Raw genomic sequence first — 11,792 nt, forward strand, 5'->3', positions numbered from 1 at the left:
CCACTCACGAGGCCGGCTGTTCCGTCCAGGACACGCCGGAAGGTCGAGATCCGCCACTGGCCACGAATTCGTGCGCGGCCCTCCTCACGACCTCCGCGGGGATCTCCGCGTCGTCAGGGTAGGGCCGTTCGTTGCGCATGTAGTAATAGGTGACTTCGCCTGTCTCGGGGAGCGGAAACGGAGCTTCGATGTTCCGGCTGAACGCGCCCTCCGGAGCGTCGTCGCCGACGTAGCGAAGAGTGCCTCGGTTGTCGTTCAGGCCGACCTCCAGCCATGGGTACTCGCCGTCGACATGGAGGTTCACCAGCGTGGGGCCGCCCACGGCGGCGATGTCGTCCAAGATGGGATCAAGCTCAGCGGCTGTCTCGATCACAACCGGCTCCTCGGCTTCTTCGTCGTACCAGGCTTCGATCACGTTTCGCCGTTCCTTTGCACGGGGTGTTGTTGATCGTAACGGCCGCGTGCGTGATCCCGTTCGTAGCCATGTGGACGGCCAGCTTCATTTCGACGTCGTACACAGCCGACGGCATCCCGCGTTTCACCAAGTCGTGTTCACGGAGGTACCGCTCCACCGCCTCGGACATCTCGTCCTTGCCACTCACGATCGTCTTTGCCTCGGCGTCGGGTGTGGGTGTCAGCCAGCGGCCGTGTGTTTTCTGTCCCGAGCCGTTCTTCTGTATCGGCGGCGGTAGCTCGTCCCGCAGGGCCTCTGCTCGCTCATCTTTCGGCGGACCGTCCTGGAGTCTTGTGGCGCCTACTCGAGGACGGCCACGATCGGGGCTGCTCGGTCCCGGGTGTGGGGCGCTCAAGACGCGCCCGAGACCGACCAGGTAGGTGCGGAGCCCGTCGGCTATCCGGCCGATCTGTTCAGTTTGCGTCTCCAGGGCTTGCCGAGCTTGATCGAACATCGCCGGAAGGTCCGCGATGGCGCTTCCGGTCGTCAGAGCAGCCAATGTGGTGGACGCTGCGTTGCGGCTTTTTGCAGCATCAGCGGCCGCTCGCTGTGCGGCTTCGATCGCGGAAATCCCCTGGGAGACCGCGTCGGCGAGGTCGTCGAGATCACTCACGGATCGATCATCGAGGATGGTTGCAAGGAGTGGGAACGATCAGGCCACTCGACCACTCCGTTGACCGGCATTCTCACCCAGCGCGACCGCGACCGGTGAAGCCGGCAAGTAGCACGCTGCGAGTTGCCTCTGAAGGTTTTCTGAGATCTCCGGGGAAGGCTCGGTCCCGATCATGCGGTCGGTGCCGAGCCTGGAGGTCTTCGTGTCCGAGGAAGTTCTCGACTATCTGGTCGTCGGCGCGGGGCCGGCCGGGTTGCAGCTGGGGCAGTTCCTCGGCCACGCCGGCCGCCGGTACCTCGTGCTGGAGGCGGGGTCCGCGCCCGGCACGTTCTTCGGCACCTACCCGCGGCACCGGACGCTCATCTCGATCAACAAGAAGTACACCGGCTGGACCGACCCGGAGCTGAACCTCCGGATGGACTGGAACTCGATCCTCGCCGACGGCGACGACGAGCCGGTGCTCTTCACCGACTACAGCGAGAAGCTCTTCCCGGTCGCCGAGGATCTGCTCCGCTACCTCGCCGACTACACGGCGAAGCACAAGATCAACGTCCGGTACGACACGCGCGTGACGCGCATCGGGCGGGACGGCGAGATCTTCGTGATCACTGCCGGTGACGCCGAGTTCCGCGCGCGACGGCTGGTCATGGCCACCGGCGTCAGCAAGTCGTACACCCCGGACATCCCCGGCATCGAGCTGGCCGACCAGTACTCCGACGTCTCCGTCGACCCGCAGGAGTTCAAGAACCAGCGGGTCCTGGTGCTGGGCAAGGGGAACTCCGCCTTCGAGACGGCGGACAACCTGATCGAGACGGCCGCGGTCGTGCACGTCGGCGGCCCGCGGCCGGTGAAACTGGCCTGGCGCACGCACTTCGTCGGCCACCTGCGCGCGTACAACGCGGGCATCCTCGACATGTACCAGCTCAAGCTGCAGCACGCGATCCTCGACGGCGACGTCCGCGAGATCCGCAAGGACGCCGACGGCTACCACGTCAAGTACGCCTTCGCCCGCGTCGACGAGGTCGTCAAGGAGATCCGCTACGACCGGGTGATCATCTGCACCGGCTTCCGCTTCGACGCCGACGTCTTCGACGACGACACCCGCCCGCAGCTCACCATCAACGACCGCTTCCCGGCGCAGACGTCCAGCTGGGAGTCGGTCAACGTGCCCGGCCTCTACTTCGCCGGCACGATCACGCAGGTCCGCGACTTCAAGAAGGCCACCAGCGCGTTCATCCACGGCTTCCGCTACGGCGTCCGTGCCCTGTCCAAGGTCCTCGGCGAGCGCTACCACGAGACGCCGTGGCCGAGCACCGAGCTGCCCGCGAAACCGGACGCGCTGACCGAGGCCGTGATCACCCGGATCAACCGGACTTCCGCGCTGTACCAGCAGTTCGGCTTCCTCGGTGACGTCCTCACGATCGACGGCGACACCGCGCGCTACCTCGAAGAGGTGCCGGTGGCGCGGGTGCTGGACGACCCGCCGGACAACGCTTTCGTCGTCACCCTCGACTACGGGCCGGACCACGACAAGATCGACCCGTTCGACTTCGTCGCGCGCGCCGGCCAGGACCAGGCCAACGACCACGGCGAAGGCCACTACCTGCACCCGATCGTCCGGCACTACCGCCGCGGCGAGCTGGTCGCCACCCACCACGTGACCGAGAACCTCGAGAACGAGTGGGACCGGGAAGTCCACATCGGACCGCTGACCGCGTTCTTCACCAAGGAGTTGTGATGCGCACGATCGCGGAGTTCGAGGCGGTGGCGCGGCAACGGCTCGAACCGGCGCACTACGACTACTACGCGGGCGGCGCGCAGGACGAGATCACCCTCGCCGAGAACGAAACCGCGTTCCGGAAGCTGCGGCTCCTGCCCCGCGTCCTGCGTGGCAGCGACAAGCGGGACCTGAGCATCGAGCTGCTCGGCTCCCAGGCGTCCATGCCGATCCTGATCGCGCCGACGGCGTTCCACCGGCTCGCCCACGCCGACGGCGAGCTGGCGACGGCCCGGGCCGCGGCGCTCGCGGGCACGATCATGATCGTCAGCATGGCCTCGACCACGGCCATCGAGGACATCGCCGCGGCGGCGCGGGAGGTCGCGCCCGACCCGGCCCTGTGGTTCCAGCTCTACCTGCAACCGGACCTCGAGTTCACCGAGGCGATCGTGCGCCGCGCCGAAGCCGCCGGTGTCAAGGCGTTCGTCGTCACCGTGGACTCGCCGGTGCTGGGCCGTCGCGAGCGCGACGACCGCAACGGCTTCCACGACCTGCCGTCGGGATTCGCCGTCGAGAACCTGCGCGACATCGGCGAGAACCGCAGCGGCGGCAACGCCAGCCACGTCCGCGACATCGTCATGTCGGCCGGGCTGAACTGGGAGCACATCGCCTGGCTGCGCTCGAAGACGAAGCTCCCGGTGCTGATCAAGGGCGTCCTGCACCCCGAGGACGCGCGCCTCGCGGTGCACCACGGCGCCGCCGGGATCGTCGTGTCCAACCACGGCGGCCGCCAGCTCGACACCGTCCCGGCCACCATCGACGTCCTCCCGGAGATCGCGGCGGCCGTCGGCGGGGCGATGCCGGTGCTGCTCGACGGCGGGATCCGCCGCGGCACCGACGTCGTCAAGGCGCTCGCCCTGGGCGCGGACGCGGTCGGCGTCGGCCGTCCCGTGGTGTGGGGCCTGGCCGCGGGCGGCCGCGAGGGCGTCTCGAAGGTGCTCGAACTGCTCCGCGACGACTTCGACCAGGCGCTCGCCCAGTGCGGCGGGGCGCGGCCGGCGGATCTCACTCCGGACCAGGTGCGCCGGTGATCGGGAAAGCGCTTGCCGCGGCGGCCTTGGCCACCGCGCCCGCGTGGCTGCCCGGCCGCGTCGTCGCGCTGCGGGTGAAGATCTTCTCGCTGGTCAACGGCGAGGACACGGTGACGATCCCGGGTGAGCAGGTCGGCGCCGAGGACTTCCGGCGCGTCTACGCCGACCCGGCGGCGAACGGCCGCAGCCGCGGCGCGGCGCTGTCGGACCTGTTCTGGTACTGGCTCGCGCCGGGCCCGGAGGTGCACCAGGAGCACCTCGAACCGGGGCCGCGCTACGACGAGGTCGCCAAGTGCACCCGGCACATCCTGGTGAAGTCCAAAAAGGACTCCGAGGAGCTGACCCGCCGCGTCGCGACGCACGTGCTGGACCGGCTGGACGGCGGCCTGATCCGGCTGCGCGACGAGATGATGCCGATCTGGGCCGAGCTGTACTACGAGCTGGTCTTCGAAGAACCCTGCCCACCGGAGGCGCGTGACCTCATCGTGGCGAACGCCGACGACGTCGTCTCGGCCCTGAAGTGCGTGCGGCCGCGGAACATGCGCCGCCGGGCCCGGCTGACGAAGTACCTGCGGCGGCGCCTCGACGACGTCCCGCACCCGCTGCCGGAGTCGCTGACGCCGCAGGAGCAGGTCTACTACCTGCAGGGCACGTTCTTCAACACCGCCGTCGTGCAGATGTCCGAGGCGATGGCGCACCTGCTGATGATCGTCGCGCAGCACCCGGACGTGCAGCGGCGCCTCGCCGAAAACCCGGACGACGACGCCTACTTCGACCGTGTCATCGACGAAGGCCTGCGGACCTACCCGCTCTTCGGCATCGCGCACCGGATCTCGACGGCCGACATCGAGCTGGCGAACCTGACCATCCCGGCCGGCACCGTGCTCTGCTTCAGCTACCCCGACTTCCACCACGCCGGCTTCGAGCACCCGGAGGAGTTCGACCCGGAACGCTGGTGCTCGCACGCCGTCCAGGCCAAGAAGGACGTCAACTTCGTCCCGTTCGGCATCGCCCAGAACCGCGCCTGCCCGGCGCGCGGGCTGGCGCCGCTGACCATGCGCGTCGTGGCGCGGGAGGTGCTGCGCCGGTTCAGCCTCGCCTCGACCGCCGGGCACACGCGCTCGATCCCCAACCGCGGCCCCGCACTGCTCACGCCCGTCGGCGCCCGCCGCCGGCGCGCGCCGCTGGTGTGGCTCGCGGTGCGCGACCGCTGGGAAGACGTCTGGCGCAGCCTCGCCCAGCTCGTGTTCGGCACGTACATGGTCATCGACGCCCGTCGCCAGGCCCTCTGCAGCACCTACTTCGCCGGAGGAAACTCATGACTCCCACCGAAGCGGCGCCGGCGTTCTTCCTCGCCGTCGCGGTCATCCTCGTGGTCTGCCGGGTCGTCTGCATGGCCGCGGTGCGGCTGGGCCAGCCGCCGGTCGTCGGCGAGATGATCGCCGGTGTGCTGCTCGGCCCGTCGCTGCTCGGGCTGGTCCTGCCGGCCGTGCAGACGGGGTTGTTCCCGGACGGCGTCCGCCCGCTGCTCTACGTCGGCGGCCAGATCGGCCTGGTCATCTACATGTTCGGCGCGGGTTACGAGTTCAGCCTGCGCAGCATCCGCGGCTCGGTGAAGTCGGTCGGCGCGATTTCGGCGGCCGGCACGGTCGTCCCGCTGGCGCTCGGCGTCGGGGTCGCGGTGTTCGGGTCGAGCTGGGCCGGCATCGGCAAGGACGGCGTTTCGCTGGTGACGTCGGCGGCCTTCGTCGGCGTCGCGCTGGCCATCACGGCGTTCCCGATGCTCGCGCGGATCATCACCGAACGCGGGCTCGGCGGTACGCGGTTCGGCTCGCTCGCACTGGCCTGCGGCGCCCTCGACGACGTCCTGGCGTGGGTCCTGCTGGCCGTCGTGCTCGGCATGCACGCCGACTCGGCCGGGCCGGTGGCCATCGCCGTCGGCGGCGGGCTGCTGTTCGCGCTGCTGCTGGTGCTCGTCGGGCGCCGGGTGCTCGCGAAGGCGATGGGCAGCGACCGGATCTCCGCCGACCAGAAGATGCTGATCACGGCGTTGACGTTGTTCGCGGCCGCCTGGTTCACCGACATCGTCGGGCTGTACGCGGTGTTCGGCGCGTTCTGCGTCGGGATCGTGTTCCCCCGGGTGCCCGCCGCGGACGCCGTGCTCGCGAAGATCATGCCGATCGGGCGGATCGTGTTCCTCCCGCTGTTCTTCACCTATTCCGGCCTGAACACCCGGTTCGCCCTGCTCGCCGACCCGAAGCTGCTGCTGTTCGCGGTGCTCTGCGTCGTGGTGGCGATCATCGGCAAGTTCGGCGCCTGCTGGGGCGCGGCCCGGCTGGTGGGGGAGTCGCAGCCGGTCGCGCTGCGCGTCGGCGCGTTGATCAACGCCCGCGGGCTCATGCAGCTGATCGCGCTCAACGTCGGGCTCGCGGCGGGGATCGTTTCGCCCGCTTTGTTCACCGTGCTGGTGCTGGTCGCTCTGGTGACGACCGTCATGACCGCGCCGGTGCTCAGCTGGCTCGACCGCCGCGATGCCCGCAGAGGGACCACCGAAGTGGTCCTGATGGCGGAACCGGTACCGCTAACCGGGAAAAGTTGAGGGTTCAATACCAGAAAATAACTGCCAGTATGAGGTCGTGCACGATGCGGCGGAGAAACCGAGAGTGCTCCTCGTCGAGGACGACCGCGAACTCGCGGGCCTGCTCGCCGAGCTGCTCGCGGACGAAGGCTACGAGACGGACGCGGCGTACGACGGTCAGCGGGGCCTGCACCTCGGCCTCACCGGGCGGTACGACGTGATGATCATCGACCGCCGGTTGCCGGTGCTCGACGGCCTGGAGCTGCTCGCCCGGCTCCGGGCCCGGGCGGTGACCACGCGCGTCCTGGTGCTGTCGGCGCTGAGCACGCTCGCCGACCGCGTCGGCGGGCTCGACGCCGGCGCCGACGACTACCTCGTCAAGCCGTTCGAGACCGAGGAGCTGCTGGCCCGGCTGCGCGCGCTGGGCCGCCGTGACCTCGACGGCGCCGAGTGCATCCCGCTCGGCACCGCCGCCCTCGACCTGCAGCGCCACGAGGTCGTGCTGCCGCGCGGCGAGCGGATCACGCTGTCCGGGCGTGAGTTCGAGCTGCTGCGGGCGCTGGCCCAGCGGCCGAAGGCGATCCACCCGCGGGCGGCGCTGCGCACCCGCGTGTTCGCCGACTCGACCGGAGAGTCCATTGTGGACACCTACGTCTACTACCTGCGGCGCAAGCTCGGCCGGGACGTCGTGCGCACCGTGCACGGGCTCGGCTACCAGATCGGCGCGGTGTGAGACCCCGCGGCGACCTCGGCGACCCCGAAGCCCGCGCCCTGCACCGGGCGCGGTGGGTGATCACCACGCAGATCGCCGTGGTGGTGTCGCTGCTGGTGGCCGTCGCGGGCGGAATCGCCTACGGGATGCTGCTGTCCGGTCAGCACGCCGACGCCGACCGGACGCTGGCCCGCACGATCGAGCTCGGCCCCACCGCGACCCCGCCCGGCTGCGTCTGGCTGTTCACGCCCGCGTTGCACGCGCCCGCCGGGCCCTCGCCGGCCGGGGTGCCGGTCGCCGGGCTGGCCGCGCTCACGCCGTCGCCGGGCGACGTCCACACGGAACGCCGCTCGCTCGGCGGCATGACGTACACGATCCGCGTGGAGAACCACGGCGGCGTCGTCTCGCAGGCGTACTTCGAGGAGCGGTACCAGATCCAGGACCGCTCGTCGCTGCTGTTCGGGCTCGGGATCGCCGAGCTGCTGGCGCTGCTGGCGGCGGTGGTGTGCGGCCGGGTGCTGGCGTGCCGCGCGATCCGGCCGCTGGCCGACGCGCTGCGGCGGCAGCGCACGTTCGTCTCGGACGCCTCGCACGAGCTGCGCGCCCCGCTGACCCGGCTGCACACCCGGGCGCAGCTGCTGGCCCGGCGGTCGTCGGAGCGGGACCGCGACGGGCTGGAGCAGCTGGTGCGCGGGACGCGGGAGCTCGGCGAAGTCGTCGAAGACCTGCTGCTGTCCGCGCAGGCGTGCGGCGGCCGGCCGGAGCTGGTGCCGGTGGAGCTGGGCGTGCTGGCCGAGGAAGCGGTCGCGGCCGAGGCGGTGCGCGCGGGGGCGGGCCAGGTCCGGATCGCGGTGACGCGCGAGCGCGGGCCGTACGTCGTCCAGGGCGTCCCGACGGCGTTGCGGCGCGTGCTTTCGGCGTTGCTGGACAACGCACTGGGCCACACCCCGCCGGGCGGCTCGATCGAGGTGTGGCTCGGGCAGCCGGACGACCGGTACGTCGAGCTGCGGGTCCGCGACACGGGCGTCGGCTTCCCGGCGGCGGAGTCGGACCGCATCTTCGAGCGCTTCGCCCGCGGCACCGAGGGCGACGGCCGCCGCTTCGGCCTGGGCCTGGCGCTGGTCCGTGAGGTGGTGACGGGCCACGGCGGCACGATCGCCGCCGTCGCCCGCCCCGGCGCCGGAGCGACGTTCACCCTCCGCCTGCTACGCGCCGACCTCGCGTAACCCACGCGATCAAGGCCGGATCCCGCGTGATCAAGGCCGGAACTCGCGTGATCAAAGCCGGAACTCGCGTGATTGAGGCCGGAACTCGCGAGTTACGGCTCCAATCACGCGGGATCCGGTCCCAATCACGTGGGATCCGGGTCTGATCACGCGAGTTACGTGCTGAATCCCAGTACGAGGCGGATCTCGCGGGCCAGCGCGGGGTCGAGGTCGGCACAGGCGGCCTCGAGGTCCGCGCGCACTTGCGCCGACGGTTTCGTGAAGACGCTCGTCAGGTGCTGCCGGCAGGCCCGCAGGTCCTGGTGCGCGTCGGCGCCCAGGTCCGGGTCGTGCAGCAGGCCGAGGTCGGTGTGCAGCCGCAGCCAGGTGTCCCGGTCGCGGAGCAGGGCCGCGGCCGCCCGTCGCGTGTGGACCGGGTGCTCCGGGCTCAGCAGGACCCGGAGCGCGGGCACGTCGACCAGCGCGGGCTTGCCGCGCAGGAACTCGACCACCTGCCGGGTCACCGCGGGGGACGGGTCGGTCAGCAGCGGTGACACCGCCGCCGACTCCGGCGCCACGCGGCGCAGGCCGCGGACGGCCAGGGCCCGCAGCCGCGGCCGCTCGTCGACGAGGTGCCGCTCCAGCCGTTCGGCGTCGGCCGCGGTGCCGGTCTCGCCGAGTCCCGCGAGCACCCCGGGCGTGACCGGCAGGGTGCGGTAGTGCGCGGCCGGGTCGCCGCCCGCCTTCAGCACCAGCGCCTGGGCCATGGAGCGCACGGCCGACGCCCGGTCGGCGAGGTGAGCCACCGCGGTGTCTTCGCCGAGAAGGGTCAGTGCCCGCATCCGGATCTTCGGCGTCCCGGCGGCGAGCAGCTCCTCGACGGCGTCACCGCGGTCGAGCAACGCGGAACCGCACAACGTCCGGATCCGGACGTCCCGGTCCCCGGCGGCGATGTCGAGCAGCCGCCCGGCCGGGAGCAGCCCGATCGCCTCGTGGTGGGCGAAGCGGCGGCTTTCGGTGTCCTGCAACGCCAGCGCGTCGTCGAGCAGCCGAGGGGTCAGCGCCTGGCGGAACAGTGTGGTCATCCAGTCGTCGACCTGCCGCCGTCGCAGCACGCCGATCAGCGGCAGCATCGCGCGGAACGCCGGTTCGTCCAGTTTGGACAGTGTCAGCGGCCGCGCGAGATCCCGGATCGGCCGCACCCAGTCGACGCAGCGGATCAGCAGCAGGGGCAGTACCTCGGGATCGGTGCGGACCGCGAGCCGTTCGACGGCGGCTTCGCGCAGGCGCCCATTCCCGTGGCACGCGGCCTCGGCCAGTTCGGCCCGCGAAGGACGGCGGCTCAGCTGGGCGTCGTGACCGGTCCACCACGACCCCCGGAACGCCAGGTCGAACTCCGCCCAGCGCCGGACGTCACCGGCCGCCAACTCGTCGAGATCCTCGACGGTCAGTTCTGTTTCCAGCATCCGGCATTCCCTCCTCGGCGCCCAGGATGCCCGGGCGCCGAGGGGGAGTGGAACCGATTTCAGGCCAGCAGCGCGGTGACGGCCGCCGGCGCGTCCGCGATGGCGACCGGGTTCTGCTCGCGCGTGGCGAGGCTGCGGACCGTCACGTTGCCGGCCGCCCAGTCCTCCTGGCCGACGATCACCACCGCGACCGCACCCGCCTTGTCCGCGCGGGTGAGTTCCTTGCCCAGCTTGCGGTGCTCGATCGGCGTCGACGTGCGCAGCCCGGCCTGGCGCAGCGACTGCGCGACCGTGCGGGCGGCGTCCGAGAGGTCTTCGGTGACCGGGATGACCATGACGTCGACCTCGCTGCGCGGGGCCGGGGTGAGGCCGTGCGTCTCGAGGAAGTCGATCAGCGTGACGTCACCCATGCCGAAGCCGATGCCCGGGATCTGCTGCGCGGTGAACATCGACGCGAGGTCGCTGTAGCGGCCGCCGCCGAACAGGGCGCGGCGGTTCTCCGGCGCGGTGTCGAAGACCTCGAACACGGTCGACGTGTAGTACGCCAGCCCGCGCACGATGATCGGCTCGTACTTGACCAGCGAACCGGCGCTGCTGTTGAGCACCTTCACCAGGTTCGACTGCTCCCGCACCGCCGCCGGCAGCTCCTCCAGGAGCGCCTCGCCCTTGTCGAGCGTCTCGGCCAGCTTGTCGAACTGCTTGTCCGACAGGCCGATCTCGCCGGCGCCCTCCGCCAGCTTCTCGCGGGGGTACTTCTCCCAGCGGTCGACCAGCGCGAACACCTGGGAGAGGTGGTCCTCGGAGACACCGGCGACGTCGGTCAGCGCCGACGTCAGCAGGTTCCGGTCGTTGACGCGCAGCACGAACATGTCCGGCGTCGCGCCCAGCGCGGCCATCATGTCGTGCACCAGCTCGAAGATCTCGATCTCGCAGTTGGCGCTGTCCGAGCCGAAGATGTCCGCGTTGATCTGCCAGTGCTCCCGCACCCGGCCCCGCTGCGGCGCCTCGTACCGGTGGCAGTTCGGGTGGCTGTACCAGCGCACGGGGAACGACAGCGACTTCGCGCTCCCGGCGATCATCCGCGCCACCGACGGCGTCATCTCCGGCCGCAGCGCGAGACGTCGGCCGCCCTTGTCGGTGAGGGTGTACAGCTGCTTGTCCGCGAGCTCCTGGCCGGACTTGCGTTCGTAGATCTCGGCGGATTCGAGGATCGGGCCGTCGTAGCGGAGGAAGCCGCGGCGCTCGAGGACGTCGTAGAGATGTCCGAACACCTGCGTGCGCACGGACATCTCGGCGGGCAGGAAGTCCCGGGTCCCCTTGTAGGGCGCGGTCGGCAGGTATTCAGGCACGTGACCAGCTTAACGACCGGTTTTGTCAGGGGAATGCGACCCCGTACGCGGTGAGCAGCGTCGCCGCACCGAGCAGCAGAGCACCGACGGACGTCACCCGCCCGCCGAGCTTCCCCCGGTTCGGGAGGAGGTGCAGGAAGAACCCGCCGGACTGCGCCAGGATCCCGAACAGCAGCAGGAAACTGCCGATCCACAGGGTGGTGTCGGAGAAGGTGGTGCGGCTCAGGATCTGCAACGCGACCAGGGCGAGGATCAGCAGAACGCCGGCGTGCGCGTGCCCGGCGCGGAACATCGCCCGCTGGTGCTCGGTGAGCTTCCGGTCGCGCATGACGCCCATCAGCGCGTAGCCGCCGTACATCACGGTGGGCAGTGAAACCAGGGCGATCACGGTGAAGAGCTGGGTGGGGCCGTGCATCGGGACTCCATTCGGGGTGGGGTGGTGAGGGTTACGGTAACACTGTTTTAAAACGGTGTCACGGAACTTGGGGTCCCTGATTGGGAAGTGGCTGGGGGTGACCTTGCCGTAGGGGAGAGGTGGGTGGCGGTGGTGGCGCGTGGGCTGGGGGCGGTTCCAGCCGGGTGGGTGATGTTGGGGGGCTGCGCGAGT

Annotated in this window: 11 protein-coding genes; 6 read left to right on the forward strand and 5 right to left on the reverse strand. The window is 70.5% G+C overall.

Features of this window, described 5'->3' with window-relative positions; genetic code table 11:
• Positions 1 to 4 precede the first annotated feature (4 nt).
• Both MUY22_RS16875 and MUY22_RS16880 read right to left on the reverse strand, forming a co-directional pair.
• Complete coding sequence (locus tag MUY22_RS16875) at positions 5 to 415, reverse strand: Imm1 family immunity protein (RefSeq protein WP_247060796.1); 411 nt, start codon at positions 413 to 415, stop codon at positions 5 to 7.
• Complete coding sequence (locus MUY22_RS16880; protein WP_247060797.1) at positions 354 to 1,067, reverse strand: DddA-like double-stranded DNA deaminase toxin; 714 nt, start codon at positions 1,065 to 1,067, stop codon at positions 354 to 356. The genes MUY22_RS16875 and MUY22_RS16880 overlap by 62 nt, the downstream gene beginning before the upstream one ends.
• A gap of 181 nt (positions 1,068 to 1,248) precedes the next feature.
• Here MUY22_RS16880 and MUY22_RS16885 point away from each other — a divergent pair, with 181 nt between their 5' ends.
• The 6 genes from MUY22_RS16885 to MUY22_RS16910 all read left to right on the forward strand — a co-directional run bounded on the left by MUY22_RS16885 (position 1,249) and on the right by MUY22_RS16910 (position 8,391).
• Positions 1,249 to 2,805 carry an NAD(P)-binding domain-containing protein gene (locus tag MUY22_RS16885; protein WP_371827625.1) on the forward strand — a complete coding sequence of 519 codons (1,557 nt, stop codon included), beginning with the start codon at positions 1,249 to 1,251 and terminating at the stop codon, positions 2,803 to 2,805.
• Positions 2,805 to 3,875 (forward strand): alpha-hydroxy acid oxidase, encoded by a 1,071-nt coding sequence (locus MUY22_RS16890; RefSeq protein ID WP_247060799.1) that lies wholly within the window; start codon positions 2,805 to 2,807, stop codon positions 3,873 to 3,875. Before MUY22_RS16885 ends, MUY22_RS16890 begins: the two co-directional genes overlap by 1 nt.
• On the forward strand, positions 3,872 to 5,197 hold the full coding sequence (locus tag MUY22_RS16895) for a cytochrome P450 (RefSeq protein ID WP_247060801.1): 1,326 nt from the start codon (positions 3,872 to 3,874) through the stop codon (positions 5,195 to 5,197). Before MUY22_RS16890 ends, MUY22_RS16895 begins: the two co-directional genes overlap by 4 nt.
• Positions 5,194 to 6,474 (forward strand): cation:proton antiporter, encoded by a 1,281-nt coding sequence (locus MUY22_RS16900; protein WP_247060802.1) that lies wholly within the window; start codon positions 5,194 to 5,196, stop codon positions 6,472 to 6,474. Before MUY22_RS16895 ends, MUY22_RS16900 begins: the two co-directional genes overlap by 4 nt.
• Before the next feature lie 64 nt (positions 6,475 to 6,538).
• The gene (locus tag MUY22_RS16905; protein ID WP_247063938.1) at positions 6,539 to 7,186 is read left to right on the forward strand and encodes a response regulator transcription factor; all 648 of its coding nucleotides are present in this window, start codon (positions 6,539 to 6,541) and stop codon (positions 7,184 to 7,186) included.
• Complete coding sequence (locus MUY22_RS16910; protein WP_247060803.1) at positions 7,183 to 8,391, forward strand: sensor histidine kinase KdpD; 1,209 nt, start codon at positions 7,183 to 7,185, stop codon at positions 8,389 to 8,391. Before MUY22_RS16905 ends, MUY22_RS16910 begins: the two co-directional genes overlap by 4 nt.
• A gap of 155 nt (positions 8,392 to 8,546) precedes the next feature.
• On the opposite strand, the gene MUY22_RS16915 is transcribed toward MUY22_RS16910, so the two are convergent.
• From MUY22_RS16915 to MUY22_RS16925, 3 genes are read right to left on the reverse strand one after another with little or no spacing between them, the layout of a single operon-like run.
• The gene (locus MUY22_RS16915) at positions 8,547 to 9,836 is read right to left on the reverse strand and encodes a hypothetical protein (protein ID WP_247060804.1); all 1,290 of its coding nucleotides are present in this window, start codon (positions 9,834 to 9,836) and stop codon (positions 8,547 to 8,549) included.
• A 59-nt stretch (positions 9,837 to 9,895) separates the two neighbouring features.
• Positions 9,896 to 11,185, reverse strand: coding sequence for a histidine--tRNA ligase (gene hisS / locus MUY22_RS16920; RefSeq protein ID WP_247060805.1), 1,290 nt, complete (start codon positions 11,183 to 11,185; stop codon positions 9,896 to 9,898).
• A 25-nt stretch (positions 11,186 to 11,210) separates the two neighbouring features.
• On the reverse strand, positions 11,211 to 11,600 hold the full coding sequence (locus MUY22_RS16925; RefSeq protein ID WP_247060806.1) for a hypothetical protein: 390 nt from the start codon (positions 11,598 to 11,600) through the stop codon (positions 11,211 to 11,213).
• Positions 11,601 to 11,792 lie beyond the last annotated feature (192 nt).

It is taken from the genome of Amycolatopsis sp. WQ 127309, from assembly GCF_023023025.1.
GTDB lineage: Bacteria > Actinomycetota > Actinomycetes > Mycobacteriales > Pseudonocardiaceae > Amycolatopsis.